A 16,865-nucleotide genomic window follows, 5' to 3' on the forward strand; every position below is an offset into this window, starting at 1 on the left:
CGTGCCAGCAGTGCATGCAGGTGTCTTCGCGGATCCAGTCCACTTCGGAGCGGTCGTGCAGCTCTGCTGCGTCCGCTTCTGCTCCGCAGAACGCCGTCACCGGTACATCTGCAGGGGTTTTTGTTGCTGTGATGGGGAAAGCGTGGCGGCCTCCCGTGACCGGGCGCCAGACGTAGGTCAAGTAGTCGCTCATGGCTTCTCCTTTCCGGATCCATGATCTTGGTACCGGTTCCAATTTCGCTAGTACACGATTGATGGATCAAGATCGGGCGACGTTCCGGGCTATCGTTGGTTCATGGCTGGAACCAACGAATACACCCCGAAAGCGCGGATTCTGGGCGCTGAGCTGCGTGAGTGCCGCAAGCAAATCGGCCTGACGGTGCGCGACCTTGCCAACCGGGTTGGTACCAGCCACGTGACCATCTCTCGTTACGAGACCGGCACTCGCACACCACAGCCAGAGGACGTTGCCCGGATCTTGGGAACACTGGGTGTAACCGGTACCAGGTACGACGAGATCGTCGAGTTCGCACGAACCGCCGGAAACAAGAACACGTTCGCGCGCAGCTCCTCCAGCACTCACAAGCACTTGGTGGAGCTGGCGGAGTTCGAACGCACGGCCTCCAACATCGTCGATGTAGCGCCGAACTTGCTGCCAGGGCTACTTCAGACGGCCGACTATGCACGACAAATCATGTACGGATTGCCCGCCGAAGAACGGGAGATCAGAGTCGGCCTGCGCATGTCCCGCCGCGACGTGCTGTTCGCCAAGGCCGCACCGGAGTTGGAGGTTCTCGTCTCGGAACACGCCCTTCGACAGCCGTTGGGTGGCGTCGAAACCATGTCGGAGCAGCTCCGGCACGTACTCCGGATGGCTGCGTTCGACAACGTGATCGTGCGGGTGATCCCGGACGGGCTCACCCGCTACACGCCTGCGCAGGATGGCGCGTTCGTCCTCTACGAGTTCGCCAAAGCACCTCCCATCGTTCACTTGGAGCACTTCCGCGCTCCTGCGTTCTTGTTCGACGCGAAGGACGTCACCGCTTACCGGGACGCCGTCGCCGAGCTGCGGAGCCTTTCCTTGTCCAGTAGCGACTCAGCTGATCTGATCGAAATGATCGCCGAAGAAATGGAAGGTCAGTCATGCCGTTAGAGCAGATGATCTGGCAGAAGTCCAGCTACAGCGGCCAAGCGGGCAGCTGCGTTGAGGTGGCGTTAGTCCCCGAGGTGGTTGCCGTTCGGGATACCAAGGATCGGGATGGTGCCGTGTTGGTGTTTCCCCGGCGGCAGTGGGCGGCGTTCCTCTCGGGGTTGCGGGACCGTCGCTGACCCGGTCGTTCGTGGAAGGCTTTCACGAATTGTTGGGCCTGGGGTGGTTGGTCCCCGTGGGGCGTGGGCGCTTCTGATCCGCATCGACGCAGGTCGCGGTGTGTGGTATCAGGTAGCGGTCAGGGCTCGTTGATGCCGGATTCCCGGCGCTCGGGCCTTCGCGGCACCGGGAGGAGGCCGTGATCGTGAGGACTCGTTCCGCTCCCTTGGTCTCGTTGGTCGCCGTTGCCGTTCTGGCGGCCGGCGGGGTCGCTTCGGCCGAGCCGCGCTGGGCCGCCGCGTCCACCGCCGCCGTACATCCCGGTGTGCAGACCGTGACCAGTTCCGCGCAGTGCACCTCGAACTTCGTGTTCCAGGGCGGGTCGAAGGTGTACCTCGGGCAGGCCGCGCACTGCGCCAGGACCGGCGGCGTCGAGCAGACCAACGGCTGCACTTCGCCGTCGCTGCCCATCGGCACCCAGGTCCAGATCGCCGGCGCGAGCAAGCCGGGCGTGCTGGTCTACAGCTCGTGGTTGACGATGCAGGCGCTCAAGGAGAAGGACGCCGACACCTGCGCCTACAACGATTTCGCGCTGGTCCAGGTCGACCCGGCCGATGTCGGGAAGGTCAACCCGAGCTTGCCCGTGTGGGGCGGCCCCAGCGGCCTGAACACCGGCGGGCTGCAACAGGGCGACGTCGTGGTGACCTACGGCAGTTCGAAGCTGCGGTCCGGTGTCAGCGACCTGAACGCGAAGGCGGGTACCTCGCTCGGCGATTCCGGCGGCGGCTGGAACCACACCATCTTCACGGTCACGCCGGGCATCCCCGGCGATTCCGGCAGCGGAGTCCTGGATTCGTCGGGGCGCGCGGTGGGCGTGCTGTCCACTTTGAACATTTCCACGCAGAACTTCGGGAGCAACGGCGCCGGCGATCTCGCGCGCGAGTTGGACTACCTGCACGCGCACTCGTCGCTGCGGAACATCTCGTTGGTCACCGGGACCCAGGAATTCCGCACCGTCCCGTGACCTTCAGATGGCCCGCCACCAGGGCTGGGCTTCGGTGGTCGGGAACATGCCGTCGCCGAGGACCACCCGGAACGGGTTCGGGCCGATCACCGCCCAGGCGTGCCGCGCCCGCTCCGCCGGGAAATCCGGGCTGGTGACCAGCTCGAAGAGGTCGTCGAAGGCATCCGAGAACAGTTCGCTGAGATGCTCGCCGAGCCGGTCGTACGCGCCGTTGCGCAGATGTGCGGCGAGCGCGTCGAGGTCGATCTCGTCGAGCATCCGGGCCGTGGACGGGTCGTCGGTGAGAAGGTGCTCGGCCGCTGCCAGGCAGAGCTCGCGCAGCTCGCCCGAAACGTCGACGACGGACGGCATCGTGCTGAACGCCGCCATCAGGTCGCCCGGGTCCTGGTGCGGGAGACCCTTCGCCTTGCCGTGGCAGTACGGCACGAACTCCGGGAACTCCATGGCGTGCGCCGCCTGCGCCACGCGCAACCAGAACTCGGTCGGCAGCTCGTCGGCCCGGCCCGCCTCGTCGGCCCAGTGCCCGACGAAGTGCAGCGCGTTCATCCAGAAGTGGTTGTACCCGTCGTCGATGCACTCCGCGATCTCGACGGCTTGCCCGCTGTCGTCGAGCAGCGACTCCGGTACGAGTTCCGTCGCCGCGGTCAGGTGCTCCACCAGGTTCCCCTCTGGGAACACCAGATCGGCGGTCAGCCAAGTCGGGTACATCGGTCGCCTTTCTCCCGCTGCCGACCGCCCCGCGGGCCGGCATGCCGAGTTTGAGACGCGCTACCAGGAGCCGCAGTTCCGCCGTTCTGCCGACCGCGCCACGCCGCCGGTCAGGGGCGCGGCGCGGCCGGGACGATCAGCGCCAGACGGCCACCACGGATGGGCGGGGTTGGCTGGTCCCGCCGTCCGGCCAGTGCGAGACCGGGTTGTCGGCGTTGGCCCCGTCGACCTCTCCCGGGTGCTGGGCCGAGACCATGATCAGGTCGTCCTCGATGATCGGGCCGCAGGCTTCCGCGCCGCGCGGGACGCTGAGGAACTGCATCACGTGGCCTCGCTCCGGGCCTTCCAGCGGCACCGCGTAGAGGCCGTCGTTGGCGCCCAGGGCCGCCGACGAGTCGGTGGTGATCCAGAGGTTGCCGTGGCTGTCGAAGGCCACGTTGTCCGGGCAGGCGATCGGGCTGACCTGGGACTTGTCGAAGCCCGCGAAATACGTCGCCGGGTCGTTCGGGTCGCCGCAGACCAGCAGCAGGCGCCAGGCGAAGCGGGTGTTCGCCGGGTCGTCGTCGAGCTCCAGGACCTGGCCGTGCTTGTTGCCGTTGCGCGGGTTCGGCTCGTCGGCCGGTGCCTTGCCGGTCGCTCCGCGGTCCGAGTTGTTCGTCAGCGCCGCGTAGACGCGGCCGGTCTTCGGGTGCGGCTGCACGTCCTCCGGGCGGTCCATCTTCGTCGCGCCCACCTTGTCGGCCGCGAGGCGCGTGAAGACGTAGACCTCTTCGGCGGCCATGCCGGGCACGAAGCTGGTGTCGTTGTGCGCCAGCGGAATCCACTCGCCGGAGCCGTCGAACTCGCCGTCCGCCGGGAGCTTGCCGGAGCCGTCGATCTCGTCCGGGCTGTCGCCGGTGAACTTCGCGACGTAGAGCGTGCCAGAGTCCAGCAGCGACATGTTGTGCCGCCGGGCGTGCTTGCTGCGGCCCGGTTTCATCCGCCGGTCCGACACGAAGCGGTAGACGTATTCGAACTTCTCGTCGTCGCCCATGTACGCCACGACCCGGCCGTCGTCGGCGACCCGGATGTTGGCGCCTTCGTGCTTGAAGCGGCCGAGGGCAGTGTGCTTGACCGGCGTCGATTCCGGGTCGTGCGGGTCGAGTTCGATGATCCAGCCGAACCGGTTCGGCTCGTTGACCTGCTCGGCCAGGTCCCAGCGGGAGTCGAAGCGCTCCCACTTCCGCTCGCTGGCGGCACCCTTGATCCCATAGCGCGCCAGCCGCTCCTTGGTCGCCGGGTCGGTGACCGAGTCGGCGTTGGCGAAGTAGAAGTGGATGTTCTCCTCGCCCGAGAGGATCGTGCCCCACGGGGTCACGCCGCCGGAGCAGTTGTTCATGGTGCCGAACGATCGCGTGCCGGTCGGATCCGCCGGAGTTCTCAGCAGTTCGCTGCCCGCCGCCGGGCCGCGCAGCTCGAACGGGGTGTTGAGGGTGATCCGCCGGTTCAGCGGGTCGAGCACCGGTTTCGGCGCGCCGTAGCCGGTTTCGAGCACCACGACCGACAACCCGTGCGCGGCCCAGGCGATCCGGACCTGCTGCTCGGTGGGGTTCTCCGGGTCGTAGCCGCGGAACAGGAACTCCTCGGAGGTGTACTCGTGGTTGTTCACCATCAGCCGCCGGTCGTCGTCCAGCGGCAGCAGCGCGCAGAAGTCGTTGTTGTAGCCGAACTGCCGTTCCTGGGCCTCCGGGGTCTGGTCGTCGAAGTCGAACTCCGGGGCACCGGGCAGGATCGGGTCGCCCCACCGGATCACGACCTGCTGCTGGTAGCCCTCCGGCACGACGACGGCGTCTTCGCTGTTCGGCCGCACCGGGGTGAAGTCCAGCCCCGGCGGCCGGCCGGGCGCGGCGACGGCGGGTCGCCCGGCGAGGCCGGGCACGGGCAGCACCGCGGCGGAGGCCGCGACCACCGCACCGGCGCGCAGCAAACCCCGGCGGGACAGCACGTTCTGCAGCAGGTCGCCGAAGTACTGGTTCTCCGTCAAGTTCGGTGGGTGCTCCGCGCACTGGTCGCCGCAGCGGTACCGGCAGGTCACCCGTGCCCGCCCGGCCGACAACAGCGGTAAGAGTCGGCGTTCGCCCGGCTGTGCCACCGCAACCTCCCAAGTTTGATCGAGAAATGGCTAGGAGCGTATGACACCACCAACAAACAGCAAGCACTCTTCGAAAACTCGGCGAATTCTCGAAGAATTCTTGCCCTATCGGGCTATTCAGTTAGGGGACGGGGTCAGAACTCTTCGCCGACCAGTGCGGCTTCGGCGGGGACCGAGCGCGTGTTGGCCTGGGTGCGCAGCTCCGCGAACAGCAGGCCCGCGGCGATCACGCAGAGGACCGCGCCGGCCGCGAACGGGGCGTGCTGCGAGCCGAACCACTGAGCCACGTGCCCGACCAGCGTGGCCGCGGCCGCCCCGCCGAGCCAGCGCAGGAAGTTGTAGCCCGCGCTGGCGACCGGGCGCGGCGCGTCGCTGATGCTCATCGCGGTTCCGGTGAACAGGGTGTTGAGCAGGCCGGAGGCCAAGCCGCTGAGGATCACCGCGACGACCACCACGGGCTTCGAGCCGAACGTCATGACGCCGAGCAGCACCGCGAAGATCAGCACCGCGAAGATGGTGCCGCCGACCTCGCCGAGCCGGCCCGCGAGCCGCGGGGCCAGGAACACGCCGGCGAGGGCGACGCACAGGCCCCAGCCGAAGAACACCAGGCCGACCGCGATCGCGCCGAACTCCAGGACGAACGGCGACCAGGCCAGCACGATGAAGAACGCGGCGGTGTAGAAGGCGGCGCCGAGCGAGGTGCGCAGCAGGCCGCCGTGGCGGAGCGCCCGGATCGGGTCGAGCAGCCGGACCTTGGCCCGGTCGGCGCGGTCGCCGTCCTTGGGCAGGAAGCCCGCCGAGAGGATCAGCGCGATCGCCATCAGCACCGCGGTGCCGGCGAACGGCCCGCGCCAGGAGATGTTGCCCAGCAGGGCGCCCAGCAGCGGGCCGGTGGACAGGCCGATGCCCAGTGCCGCCTCGTAGAGCATGATGGCGGCCCCCTGGCCGCCGCTGGCGGCGCCGACGATCACCGACAGCGCGGTGGCGATGAAGAACGCGTTGCCGAGGCCCCACACCGCGCGCAGCGCGACGAGCTGGCCGATCGAGCCGGCCATCGCGCACGCGAGCGTCGCCACCACGATCAGCACCAGCCCGGTGACCACGGTCCGCTTCGCGCCGAAGCGCGCGCTGAACGCGCCGGTGATCAGCATCGCCAGCACCTGCACGCCCAGGTAGGACGAGAACAGCAGGGTGACCTGCTCGGGGCCGGCGTTCAGCGCCTCTGCGATCGAGAGCAGGATCGGGTCGACCAGGCCGATGCCCATGAAGGCGATCACGGCCGCGAACGCGGTGATCCACACCGCCTTCGGTTGTCCCTTGAAAACGTCGAGTAACCGAACGTCGTGCCCGGCGCTCATCGGTCGCCACCCCTCGCTGAACGGAAGCAATTCGTTCGCAATGCTAACAAGTTTTGGTTAGCGGGACAAACGACGATGAGCGAGCTCACTATCAGTGGAGGCCCAGCCGGCCGGAATCGCGGTGCTCAGGAGCTCAGGGCCGCCTGCGCTGCCGCCGCGATCACCTCCTCCTCGTGGTGCTCGGCGAGGACCGCGAGGATCTCGCCTGCGCTGTTGTGCTCCGTCGTGGCGATCTCCGCGATCAGCTCGACCTGTGCGGGCCCCGGCTGGCTGCTGAACTCCGCGAGGAACAGCTCGACGTCCTCGTCCAGTGCCGCAGCCATGCCGTCCAGGGAGAACAGCAGCTCATCGCCGGGGCGGACCACGTTCTCGGTGCTCGCGGGGCGGGACTGCAGCCACATCCGCGCCGCCGGGCCGGCCACCGGATCCTCGGCCAGCTCGCGCACCGCCGACACGCCCTCGGTGCCGGTGTGCTCCAGCAGGCCCAGCGCCGCCAGGCGGATCGCCGGATCGTCCACGCGCCGGAGCAGCTCCGCCAGCTCCGCGCTGGCCCGCTTCGAGCCGCGCTGCTCGACCCACCGCGGGATCAGCACCTGTTGCACGTCGGCCGGGGTGTCCGCGGCCACCAGCGCCAGCAGCTCAGCCGGGTACTGCACCAGATCATCCACAGTGGGCACTTGGAAGCCGAAGGCGCGCAACGATTCTCGTGCCGCCCACAGGCCTGGCGGCATCAGCTCGATCATGGTGCGATCGGCGACGCCTGCGGGCACGGCGGATTCCAGCACCTCGATTTCCTCCGGCGCGGTGGTGACGTGGCAGCGGACCGCCAGCATCGCCTCCCACTGGGCGAGCATCCGGCGGACGACGCCGCGCACGGCCTCCCGGTCGCTCGGCTCTCCCGCGTCCAGGAGATCGCAGGCCATCGACACCACCAGCTCCAGCGGCACCGCGTCGGTCCGCGAGTACAGCACGCTCAACGCGGCCTGGACGATCTCCGGCAGCGCGTCCTCGTCCTCGGCGATCCCGTCCAGCTCGGCGTGGAACACGTCGTCGATCAACACGAAGCACTGCCAGAGCCGGGTCCACAGCAGCTCCGGTTCCGCCAGCAGGGGCTCCGCGATCAGCGCGGGCACCAGCAGGTCTCCGGCCGGCCGGACCAGGCCCGCCCGCTCGGCCCACTCCAGCAGCAGGTCGGCCTCCTCGACGCCGGACGCCTCGCCGAGGGCCGCGACCAGATCGTCCACATCGGACTGATCGCGGCCGGTGCCGAGCCACTCCAGGACGGCGCGCATCTTCCGGATGACCGGCGAATTCGCCGCGATGGCCCGGTGCGGCTCGACGTGGACGAGATCGACCGGTGGCAACCAGAGCGCGGGCTCGTCCGGAGCCTCCTGCGCGTCGCGGCGCTCGATCTCCTCCAGGACCTCGCCGTCGAAGTCGATCTCGCCGGCGTCCACCGCGTCGAAGAACTCCGCCGCCGACTGCGGAGCCTCCGGGTCGAAGCCGAATTCGCGCATCGTCGCGTCCCAGAACTTCGCCGCCGCCCACTCGGTCGGCTCCGCCATCGCCGCGAGGTAGTCCGGCACGGCCCGCTCCACCGCCCCGTGCAGCTCGGCGAGCGAGCCGGGCGAGGTGAGCAGGCCCGCCTCGGCCAGGAAATCCAGCCACTGGTGCAGGAAATCCGGCACCAGCGACCACTTCGGCACGAGCAACCGGCGGGGCACCACTTCGACCAGGAATCGCACCAGATCTTCTTCGGTCCAGCGGGCCAGCAGCCCGTCCCTGGTGAACTTGTCGTCCAGCAGGCACCCGGCCAACCAGCCTGCGTCGGACTCCGGCCGGCTGCGGGTGAACGCCGCGACCAGCTCGCCGCGCGCCGCCTCGAACCGGCCGACCTCGCCGTGGATGAAAGCAGTTCGCATCACGTGCTCCTCTCGCTCAGGTGTGCGGATCAGGTTAGGTAGCACGCCGAGCGGCGGCGGGGAGCCAAGCGAGTTGGGTGCGCGTGTCGTGATCCCCTGAACGGGCGGTATCTAGGTATGCCCCTCGGTACATGTCCCGCTTCGGCACCAGGGTCTTTCGGCCCATGCTTTCGACACGTCCGGAAACGGACGCACCGCTCGGAAACCGGTGGTCGAACGGCGACGAGCCGCCGGAGCGACCGCGGCCCACCCGTTCGTTCCGGCCAGGGTCGACCCCGGATCCCCAGCGGCGTTCCCACACCAGGGAGGAGGTCGCATTGACCGGACAGCAGCTACTTGCCCCAGCTGCCTGTTGTTCGGCCCTCCCACCGGCGAGGCGGGTGCCACCCGTCCGACTAGGCGGCAACGGAGCCGCCGCACCCACCTCGCCGGTTCACCATCCCCCGATCCCCGAAGGCCCGCGAAAGTCGAGATGAACAGCTCTTCCGAATACCGCTCCTACGGTTGGTGGGTCGAGCACGACCCGAACTCCGACCGCACCACACTCATCATCGGCGGCCGCATCGGCGCGCTCCGGATGCCCGCCGAACTCGCCGCCCGCGTGCACCAGGTGCTCGCCATCCACCTCCAGGCCGGACCCGTGCTGGTCGACGGCGCCGACTGGGTGCTGCTCACGCAGCCCGGCGGCCGCGTCGAACTGCCCGAGGACCTCGACGAGGTCGTCGGCGTGCAGGCCGGCGCCCGTTTGGCCCTGCCGCCGCTGGACGACCCGAGCTGGATCAGCCCGCCGCGCGCGGACCGCCCGGCACCGAGCCGTCAGGTCGTCATCTCGGCGGCCCGCCGAGCCCGCGCCGGCGCCGAGCTCGCCATGACGGCCTGAGCCCGGACCGCGATGGCCGGCTGAGCGCGGAGTGAACGGCCTGTTCGCCTCGGTAGGAGAGGTGAACGGCCTGTTCGCCTCATTCGCCCGGCTTCGGTGGATGTCCGATGGGATGAAGTGAACGGACCGTTCGTCCCGATAGGCGCGGTGAACAGGCCGTTCACTTCAACTGCCCCTCACGTCACGGCTGTTCGGCCACCCAGACCGCGATCTGCGCGCGCGAGGTGGCGCCCAGCTTGGCGAGGATGTGCTCGATGTGGCTGTCCGAGGTCCGCTTCGAGATCACCAGCTGCTCGGCGATCTGCCGGTTCGACAATCCCTGCGCGACCAGCCGCGCCACCTCGCGCTCCCGCGGCGTCAGCCGCACCGGCTCTTCCTCGGAAGGCGCGGGCGGGCGCTCGCCTAGCGCGAACCTGATCAGTTCGTCCAGCGCGTACTCCGCGCCACGGCTGCGCTCAGCGCGGAGTTCTGCTGTTGGCAGGGCGTTCCGGATGCGCGCGTCGGCTTCCGCGTGCCAGCCGAGGTGGCGTTCCAGACCGAACAGGTAGCGGCCCAGCGGCCGCCACAGGTGCGCCACCGCCGAGCCCAGCCGGGCCGCCCGCGCCACCCGGCCCTGGGCCGCGGACACCCACGCCTCCAGTTCGATCGCCATCAGGATCCCGGGCACGTCGTTGAACAGCTGCTTGATCCGCAGGCATTCGTGCACGTGCGCCAGCGCGGCCGGGAAGTCGCCCTGCCGCCAGCGGGCCAGCCCGAGCACCAGCTCGGCCCACGAGCGGCCCCACAGCTCGCCGTGCTCCTCGCAGATCTCCCGGCATTCCTCGCACAGCTCGACGGCTCGCTCGCAGTCGCCGCGGAACACCGCCAGCAGCGCCAGGTTCGGCAGGCTGAGCAGCGCGACCCCGTCGTGCTGCAGCATCTCCCGCCGCTCCAGCGCTTCGGCCAGCCGGGACATCGCCGCCGCGTTCTCGTTGCGCAGCAGGTTCACCAGCCCGGCGATGTGCGCGGTCAGCACCAGCACCGAGCCGTACTCCGTCCGCCGCGCCGCGTCCCGTGCTTCGGCGAGCAGCGCGCGGGCGGCTTCGGTGTCTCCCTGCATGGCGCTGACCAGCCCGTTCGTCGTCAGCGCCCGGGCCCGCTGCTGATCCGGTTCGGACACCGCCCGGAGCATCTCGTCCAGCCAGTACCGGCCTTCCCGCAGCGAACCGCCGGCCGCCCAGAAGAACCGCAGGGCCGCCGCCATCCGCAGGCCCTCGTGCCCCTCGCCGGGCTCGGTGAGGCAGAAGTCCAGGGCGGCGCGCAGGTTCGACCGGTCCTGCCGCAGCCGGGTCAGCCACTCCACCTGGTGCGGACCGAGCCATTCCGCGTCGACGTGCTCGGCGAGCAGCAGGAAGTGGTCGCGGTGCCGCCGCCGCAGCGCGAGCTCCTTCGCGCCGCCGCCGAGCCGCTCGCGCCCGTACTCCTGGATCGTCTTCAGCAGCCGGTAGCGGGTCCGGGTGGCGGGCTCGTCCTCCTTGACCAGCACGGACTTCTCCACCAGGCCCGCGACGCCGATGAACACGTCCTCGACGGTCACGCCGTCACCGACGCAGACCGCCTCCGCCGCGTCCAGCTCGAAACCGCCGGCGAACACCGACAACCGCGCCCACACGGCCTGCTCGGTCGGCGAGCACAGGTCGAAGCTCCACTCGATCGCCGCGCGCAGCGTGCGGTGGTGCGGCAGACCGCTGCGATCGCCCAAGGTCAGCAGGCGGTACCGGTCGCTGAGCCGGTCGAGGATCTCCTCCACCGACAGCGACCGCATCCACACCGCGGCCAGCTCGATGGCCAGCGGCAGGCCGTCGAGCTGCTGGCACAGCCGGACCACCAGCGCCTCGTTCGCCGGGCCGATGGCGAATCCCGGCAGCACCGCCGAGGCCCGGTCGGCGAACAGCTCCAGCACCTCGAAGCCGGTGGCGCGCTGCACCACGCGGCCTTCCCGGTCGACCCTCGGCATGACCATCGGCAGCACCGGCCACACCCGCTCAGCGGCGAGCGCCAGCGGGGAGCGGGAGGTGGCGAGGACGCGCACCTCGGGGGCGACGGCGAGCAGTTCCCCGACCAGCGGCACGCACTCGTCCAGCAGGTGCTCGCAGCCGTCGAGCAGGATCAGCATCCGCTTGTCGGCGAGCCGATCGGCGAGCACCGTCTCCGGCGGAAGATCGAGCCCGAGGCTGGTGACCAGCACCTGGGCGAGGTCGTCGCCGGGCGGGACCTTGCCCAGTTCCACCAGCCAGATGCCGTCCGGGAAGGCGCGGCGCAGATCGCGCGCGACGCGGATCGCCAGCCGCGACTTGCCGACCCCGGCCATCCCGGTCAGGGTCACCAGCCGCGAGGCCGAGACCAGCCGCTTCACCTGCGTGATCGCCCCGCGGCGGCCGACGAAGCTCGTCAGGTCGTCGGGAAGTCTGCCCACCCGCCGGGTTGTCATGGCGGCCACCCGTGCTCGCCGAACGCCTTGTCGACACCGAGTGTAGGCCCGGGTTCCCCCGAACGGCGGCGTCAGAAGTGCAGCACCGCCCAGGTGATGCTGCCGCCGAACGCGCTGAACAGGCCGCCGAACAGCAGGAACGCGAAGCTGGCCAGCTCCGGCCCGTCGCCGGCCAGCAGGATCCGGAACGGGTCGTGCGGGTGTCGGCGGACGGTGATCTCGGTGCCCACCGGGATGCGGCGGATCAGCCGGCCGCGCCCGCTGGGCGCCTCCAGCACCTCGCCGGTCGGGTCGGTCCAGCGGACCACCGCGTGGTGCCGTGTCATGCCCTGCGGGCCGGTGCTGGTCGTTTCGCCGATCACGACGCCGCGGGAGCGCGGGCCGGTCTTGACGCGCAGCGTGGCGAGGATCCCGGTGACGCCGATGGCCAGCACGCTGCCGCCGACGCACAGGAACGCCGCCCCGAACAGGGCGCCGTTGTCCATCAGGTCGTCGGCGGTCATGCCACGCCAGAACGCCCAGAGCGCCGCCAGGCCGACGGTCAGCACGACGGCGCCGATCAGCGCGAAGATCACCGCCGGCCCGCCGTCGTGGCCGGGGAGGAAGATCTTCGACGGGTCGGCGCGGTCGTAGTGCACCAGGACGCGCCGACCGGGAATGAACGACGTGTGGGTCTTCGAGATCTCCGACTTCGCCCGGTGGGTCCGGCCGTCCTCGGCGACGAACTCGATCACCGGGGCGTGCTGGTAGCTGCCGCCCGGGCCGTCGTTCGACGACGACCACCTGCTGTCCTGGGCGACCACGATCCCGTGCGCCCGGCCGCCGTGGCGGACCAGCCGCCGGTTCCGCCGGATCTGCCGCACGCCGCCCACCAGGAAGATCGCGCCGAGCACCACCGGCACCAGCACGGGCAGCACGCCGAAGTCGAAATCCACGCCCGATCAGACTCGCGCCGGGTGCCGGCGGTTCCTCAGCGGTCGGACACCAGCGGCAGACCGGCCTGGTGCGCGGCGGTGAACTCCTCGTCGACCAGCACCACCTCGCGGCCCGCGCGCGCCAGCAGCGACGCCGCCGCGGCGGCCCGGTACCCGGCGCTGCAATGCACCCACACGACCCCGTCCGGGAGCTCGTGCGTCCGGTCGCGCAGCTCGAAGAGCGGGATGTGCACGGCGTTCTTGAGGTGGCAGGCCCGCCATTCGCGGCGCATCCGCACGTCCAGCACGACCGTTCCCGGGCCGGCTTCGGCGAGGTCGTCGAACGTCGCGGACGGCAGGTTGCGCACCAGGCTCGGGTCCGCGGCGAGCTCGTGCGGATGCCCGACCGCCGCCATCGGCCGCTCGATGCCGATGCGCGCCAGCTCGCGTTGCGCGGCGGTGACCTGCTCCGGCGATTCGCCGACCAGCGTCAGCGGCGCGCCCCGGTCGGCCAGCCAGCCGAGCCAGGTGGCCAGCGGCCCGTCCAGGCCGAGGCTGATCGTGCCCGCCAGGTGCGCGCGCGAGAACGCCCGGCGGGACCGCAGGTCCACCACCCAGTCGCCGACGCGCAGCCGCCGGGCCAGCTCCGCCGGCCGCACCCGGGCCGGTTCCCGCAGGTCGACCGGCTCCGGCCCGGCCGCGTTCCGCGCGCCCATCTGCGCGTAGTACGCCGGGAACGCGTCCAGCGCGGACAGGGCGTGGTCGACGAATTCGTCCTCGCCGAGCCGGAACGCGGCGTTGACCTTCTTCTGCTGGCCGACGGTCGCGGAGCCGCTGGACACGGCGTCGGCCGAGCAGTAGCTGCCGAAGCCGTGCGTCGGCCAGATCGCCGCGTCGTCCGGCAGCACCTCGGCGAGCTTGCGCACCGACGCGTGCTGCTGCCGGGCGAGCTCCTCGCTGTGCTGCTGGCCGAGCAGATCGGTGCGCCCGGTCGAGCCGAACAGCAGCGACCCGCCGGTGAACACCCCGACCACGCCGCCGGGCTCTTCGAGCACGTACGACAGGTGGTGGAAGGTGTGACCGGGCGTCGCCAGCACGCGCAGCCGCAGCCCCGGCGACACCACCACCACGTCGCCTTCGGCCAGTGGGCGCCGCGCGAACGACACCACGTCCGACGCCGACACCCCGTACTCCGCACCGGTCAGCCGGCACAGCTCCAAGCCGCCGGAGAGGTAGTCGTTGTGGATGTGCGTTTCCAGCACGTGGGTGATGCGGACCCCTCGGCGACCGGCGACGGCGAGCATCCGGTCGACGTCGCGCTGCGGATCCACCACGGCCGCCACCGCGCCGTCGGTGACGAGGTAGCTGCGGTCTCCCAGCGATGAGGTCTCGACGACTTCCACCGCGACCATGACACCACCCGCGGGTCAGCCGGACTTCTCGTCGCGGCCGTGAACCTGGGCCGGCGGGTGCGTGGCCTCGACGGCGGTGAACGTTTCGAGGATCTTGTAGCGGTGCTCGGCGCCCCTCGGGATGATCCACGAGTCACCCGGCTCGAGCAGCACCGTCTGGCCCTCGCTCTGCAGCTCCGCGCGGCCGCTGATCACGTATCCGGCCGTCTCGTAGTCGCGGGCCGCCGACTTCTTGTCCACGCCCGGCGGCTCGTCGCGCCACAGCCGCATCGCCAGGCCGACGCCCTCGGCGAGGTAGTACTGGCCGAGGGCGCCGCGCGGTGAGTGCGCGCCGTCCACCTTGATGATCGTGGTGTCGTTCATCGGATCCCCCTCCCGTGCCCGTTTCGCCTCGATTCTCCCGCCGCCGGGGCGGTCGGGCAGCGCGGCGGGTCAGCCCCAGATCGCGGCGGCCAGCACCACGCCGAGCACGCCCGAACCGATCCCGGCGAGCGTCGTGACGACCACGTTGAGCACCGCGAACAGCCGCGCGCCGTCGAGCAGCAGCCGGACGGTTTCGTAGCTGAACGTGCTGAAGGTGGTCAGCGCGCCGCAGAAGCCGGCGCCGAGGAAGGTCTGGAGCACCGGGATCGGCACGCCGAAGAGCGCGACGCCGGCGAGGAAGCCGAGGATCAGCGAGCCGATCGCGTTGACCGTCACCGTGCCCCACGGGAAGCCGGTGTCGTGCCGCGCCTGCACCCAGCGATCGGTGTGGAACCGGAGGCACGAACCCAGCGCGCCACCGACCGCGACCAGCACGAACGTCACCGCGAACCCTTGCCGGCGTAGCGGATCACCTCGACCTCGTCGAGCAGCACCAGGCCGTTGGTGACCAGCCCGTCGAGCTCAGGCAGGAAGCTCCGCACCCGCTGCTCGTCGTCGACGATCACCACCGCGACCGGCAGGTCCTCGCTCAGCGACAGCAGCCGCGCGGTGTGGATCGCCGCGGTCGCGCCGAAGCCCTCGACGCCGCGGAACACCGAGGCGCCGGCCAGCCCGGCGTGCCTGGCCCGCAGCACGATCTCGTGGTACAGCGGTTTGTGCTGGTAGGTGTCGCCTTCGCCGACGATCGCGGTGAGCCGGAACGCCTCGCTCTGCAGTCGCATCACCGATCACCCAGCCCGAACACGCGCGCCACCGAGCGCGCCGCCAACACCCCGACGAGCACCGCGAGCAGGCAGCTCAGCACGGTCCCGACCAGGTAGGCCAGGGCGAGCGCGGGCTGGTGGTCGAGCACGAGGTGCAACGCGTCGACGACGTAGGTGGAGAACGTGGTGAACCCGCCGAGCACGCCGACGCCGAGGAACGGCCGGACCAGCCGGTGCGCGACGACGAGCTCGGTGATCACGTGCATCAGCACCCCGATGGCCACGCAGCCGATCACGTTGACCAGCCACGTCGACAACGGCCCCGGCCAGGCCAGGGACGCGCCGTAGCGCAGCAGCGAGCCCAGCGCGCCGCCGGCCGCGACCACCGCGTACACGTCCCACGCGGCCCTGGCTCGGGGCTTGCTCTGCGGCTGCAGCTCAGCCGGGAATGCCGAACTCATCACGCTCCTCACCTGTTCCGGTGCGAAACGCTACCTCGCTCCCCGGCGGACGTCGCCGTGGCCAGGCGATCACCGTTGGGAGGGTGGGTATGGCCGCAATTTCCATTGAAATCGAACCTTCGATTTCAATGGAAATTGTGGTGATCCGGGGCGGGGCGCCTACGCGCCGGCTCGGGCGGCGTTGGCGTTGATCGCCGTCCGGACGTACTCGGCGAGGCCTGGCACGAGCTTCTCGTAGTTCGCCGCGAACCGTTCGTCCGCCACGTACATCTCGCCGAGACCGCAGTGGATCTCGTAGGTGCAGTCGTAGCACCAGCGCGTGATGTGCCCGCGGTGCTCCTCGGCGAGGTCCATCGCCGCCACGCCGTCCGGCGCGTGCCCGGCCCGCATCGCCTCGGCGAGCCGGCGGCCGATGTCCTCCTGCTCGGCCATGAACCGCTTCCAGTCGGCCTTGGTGAAGCCGGACATCTTCTGCTGGGACTGCCGGTAGGCGTCGGTGCCGCCCCAGCGCTGCTCGGCCTCCGCGGCGTAGTCGTCCGGGTCGAAGTCGCCGAACAGCTCGAACTTCTCCTCCTGCGTCAGGTCGATCCCCATCGTGTTCGCCTCCATCTCGCGTTCCACCGCCGCGACCATCCGCTGCAACCGCTCGATGCGGGCCAGCAGCAGCTCGTGCTGCCGCTTCAGGTGCGCGTGCGCGCCACCGTCGGCGAGGATGCTCGCGATGTCGTCGAGGCCGAGGTCGAGCTCCCGGTAGAACAGGATGCGGCGCAGCCGGTCCAGGTCCGGGTCGGAGTAGCTGCGGTAGCCCGCCGCCGTCCGGCCGCTGGGGGTCAGCAGGCCGATCTCGTCGTAGTGGTGCAGCGTCCGCACGGTCACCCCGGCGATCCGGGCCGCCTCGCCGACCGAGTAGCTCATGGTCCTCGCCTCCTCGGCACCGAGCATGCGGCCTCACGTGACGTGAGGGTCAACCCGAATTCTGCGGCAGCACGACCACTCGACCGGGCACCGCGCAGCTTGCGTCGGTGCCGGGTGTGCGCCGTTTTCGCGCGAAACCGGCGCCCCCCCCCCCCCCACGAAGCCCACGTCCCACACAAAAAGAGACCCCCTCCTCTTCCGGCGCACCCCCCCCCGCCTTTCTCGCTCCCTTGC

17 protein-coding genes are annotated in these 16,865 nt (G+C 70.3%); 4 read left to right on the plus strand and 13 right to left on the minus strand.

Features of this window, described 5'->3' with window-relative positions; translation table 11 throughout:
• On the minus strand, nt 1–193 hold a 193-nt coding region (locus AC07EQ_RS28995; protein WP_478391045.1), incomplete at its 3' end, for a hypothetical protein.
• A gap of 102 nt (nt 194–295) precedes the next feature.
• On the opposite strand from AC07EQ_RS28995, the gene AC07EQ_RS29000 reads away from it, so the two are divergent.
• The 3 genes from AC07EQ_RS29000 (at nt 296) to AC07EQ_RS29010 (ending at nt 2,333) form a co-directional block, all read left to right on the plus strand.
• Complete coding sequence (locus tag AC07EQ_RS29000; RefSeq protein WP_478391046.1) at nt 296–1,153, plus strand: helix-turn-helix domain-containing protein; 858 nt, start codon at nt 296–298, stop codon at nt 1,151–1,153.
• Nucleotides 1,154–1,158: 5 nt separating this feature from the next.
• Complete coding sequence (locus tag AC07EQ_RS29005; protein WP_478391179.1) at nt 1,159–1,329, plus strand: DUF397 domain-containing protein; 171 nt, start codon at nt 1,159–1,161, stop codon at nt 1,327–1,329.
• Nucleotides 1,330–1,514: 185 nt separating this feature from the next.
• Nucleotides 1,515–2,333, plus strand: coding sequence for a serine protease family protein (locus tag AC07EQ_RS29010; protein WP_478391047.1), 819 nt, complete (start codon nt 1,515–1,517; stop codon nt 2,331–2,333).
• Between the two features lie 3 nt (nt 2,334–2,336).
• Here AC07EQ_RS29010 and AC07EQ_RS29015 read toward each other — a convergent pair whose 3' ends face one another.
• The 4 genes from AC07EQ_RS29015 to AC07EQ_RS29030 all read right to left on the minus strand — a co-directional run bounded on the left by AC07EQ_RS29015 (nt 2,337) and on the right by AC07EQ_RS29030 (nt 8,452).
• A complete protein-coding gene (locus AC07EQ_RS29015; RefSeq protein ID WP_478391048.1) occupies nt 2,337–3,041 on the minus strand; it encodes a hypothetical protein in 705 nt (234 codons plus the stop codon).
• Nucleotides 3,042–3,177: 136 nt separating this feature from the next.
• Nucleotides 3,178–5,172, minus strand: coding sequence for a PhoX family protein (locus AC07EQ_RS29020; protein WP_478391049.1), 1,995 nt, complete (start codon nt 5,170–5,172; stop codon nt 3,178–3,180).
• A gap of 134 nt (nt 5,173–5,306) precedes the next feature.
• On the minus strand, nt 5,307–6,530 hold the full coding sequence (locus AC07EQ_RS29025; protein WP_478391050.1) for an MFS transporter: 1,224 nt from the start codon (nt 6,528–6,530) through the stop codon (nt 5,307–5,309).
• Between the two features lie 125 nt (nt 6,531–6,655).
• Entirely contained in the window at nt 6,656–8,452 is a 1,797-nt protein-coding gene (locus tag AC07EQ_RS29030; RefSeq protein ID WP_478391051.1) for a HEAT repeat domain-containing protein, read from the minus strand.
• 472 nt (nt 8,453–8,924) lie between these two features.
• Here AC07EQ_RS29030 and AC07EQ_RS29035 point away from each other — a divergent pair, with 472 nt between their 5' ends.
• Nucleotides 8,925–9,332: a hypothetical protein gene (locus AC07EQ_RS29035; protein WP_478391052.1), complete on the plus strand. Its 408-nt coding sequence runs from the start codon at nt 8,925–8,927 to the stop codon at nt 9,330–9,332.
• A 181-nt stretch (nt 9,333–9,513) separates the two neighbouring features.
• On the opposite strand, the gene AC07EQ_RS29040 is transcribed toward AC07EQ_RS29035, so the two are convergent.
• The 8 genes from AC07EQ_RS29040 to AC07EQ_RS29075 all read right to left on the minus strand — a co-directional run bounded on the left by AC07EQ_RS29040 (nt 9,514) and on the right by AC07EQ_RS29075 (nt 16,631).
• Complete coding sequence (locus AC07EQ_RS29040; protein ID WP_478391053.1) at nt 9,514–11,802, minus strand: LuxR C-terminal-related transcriptional regulator; 2,289 nt, start codon at nt 11,800–11,802, stop codon at nt 9,514–9,516.
• 71 nt (nt 11,803–11,873) lie between these two features.
• Entirely contained in the window at nt 11,874–12,737 is an 864-nt protein-coding gene (locus AC07EQ_RS29045; RefSeq protein WP_478391054.1) for a DUF3592 domain-containing protein, read from the minus strand.
• 35 nt (nt 12,738–12,772) lie between these two features.
• On the minus strand, nt 12,773–14,128 hold the full coding sequence (locus tag AC07EQ_RS29050; protein ID WP_478391055.1) for an MBL fold metallo-hydrolase: 1,356 nt from the start codon (nt 14,126–14,128) through the stop codon (nt 12,773–12,775).
• A gap of 15 nt (nt 14,129–14,143) precedes the next feature.
• Entirely contained in the window at nt 14,144–14,491 is a 348-nt protein-coding gene (locus tag AC07EQ_RS29055) for a cupin domain-containing protein (protein WP_478391056.1), read from the minus strand.
• A gap of 69 nt (nt 14,492–14,560) precedes the next feature.
• Complete coding sequence (gene crcB, locus AC07EQ_RS29060; protein WP_478391057.1) at nt 14,561–14,935, minus strand: fluoride efflux transporter CrcB; 375 nt, start codon at nt 14,933–14,935, stop codon at nt 14,561–14,563.
• On the minus strand, nt 14,932–15,273 hold the full coding sequence (locus AC07EQ_RS29065) for a DUF190 domain-containing protein (RefSeq protein ID WP_478391058.1): 342 nt from the start codon (nt 15,271–15,273) through the stop codon (nt 14,932–14,934). The genes crcB and AC07EQ_RS29065 overlap by 4 nt, the downstream gene beginning before the upstream one ends.
• Complete coding sequence (locus AC07EQ_RS29070; protein ID WP_478391059.1) at nt 15,273–15,716, minus strand: fluoride efflux transporter FluC; 444 nt, start codon at nt 15,714–15,716, stop codon at nt 15,273–15,275. Before AC07EQ_RS29070 ends, AC07EQ_RS29065 begins: the two co-directional genes overlap by 1 nt.
• Before the next feature lie 159 nt (nt 15,717–15,875).
• A complete protein-coding gene (locus AC07EQ_RS29075) occupies nt 15,876–16,631 on the minus strand; it encodes a MerR family transcriptional regulator (protein WP_478391060.1) in 756 nt (251 codons plus the stop codon).
• Nucleotides 16,632–16,865: the final 234 nt, after the last annotated feature.

Source organism: Saccharopolyspora sp. NPDC045839, assembly GCF_056431645.1.

What these genes read in the sequence shown, in the direction of transcription:
- AC07EQ_RS29025 (WP_478391050.1), bottom strand. Translation starts at nt 6,530, where the DNA reads ATGAGCGCCGGGCACGACGTTCGGTTACTCGACGTTTTCAAGGGACAA.
- AC07EQ_RS29040 (WP_478391053.1), bottom strand. Translation starts at nt 11,802, where the DNA reads ATGACAACCCGGCGGGTGGGCAGACTTCCCGACGACCTGACGAGCTTC.
- AC07EQ_RS29065 (WP_478391058.1), bottom strand. Translation starts at nt 15,273, where the DNA reads ATGCGACTGCAGAGCGAGGCGTTCCGGCTCACCGCGATCGTCGGCGAA.
- AC07EQ_RS29050 (WP_478391055.1), bottom strand. Translation starts at nt 14,128, where the DNA reads ATGGTCGCGGTGGAAGTCGTCGAGACCTCATCGCTGGGAGACCGCAGC.
- AC07EQ_RS29075 (WP_478391060.1), bottom strand. Translation starts at nt 16,631, where the DNA reads ATGAGCTACTCGGTCGGCGAGGCGGCCCGGATCGCCGGGGTGACCGTG.
- AC07EQ_RS29015 (WP_478391048.1), bottom strand. Translation starts at nt 3,041, where the DNA reads ATGTACCCGACTTGGCTGACCGCCGATCTGGTGTTCCCAGAGGGGAAC.
- AC07EQ_RS29070 (WP_478391059.1), bottom strand. Translation starts at nt 15,716, where the DNA reads ATGAGTTCGGCATTCCCGGCTGAGCTGCAGCCGCAGAGCAAGCCCCGA.
- AC07EQ_RS29030 (WP_478391051.1), bottom strand. Translation starts at nt 8,452, where the DNA reads ATGCGAACTGCTTTCATCCACGGCGAGGTCGGCCGGTTCGAGGCGGCG.
- AC07EQ_RS29055 (WP_478391056.1), bottom strand. Translation starts at nt 14,491, where the DNA reads ATGAACGACACCACGATCATCAAGGTGGACGGCGCGCACTCACCGCGC.
- AC07EQ_RS29005 (WP_478391179.1), top strand. Translation starts at nt 1,159, where the DNA reads ATGATCTGGCAGAAGTCCAGCTACAGCGGCCAAGCGGGCAGCTGCGTT.
- AC07EQ_RS29000 (WP_478391046.1), top strand. Translation starts at nt 296, where the DNA reads ATGGCTGGAACCAACGAATACACCCCGAAAGCGCGGATTCTGGGCGCT.
- AC07EQ_RS29035 (WP_478391052.1), top strand. Translation starts at nt 8,925, where the DNA reads ATGAACAGCTCTTCCGAATACCGCTCCTACGGTTGGTGGGTCGAGCAC.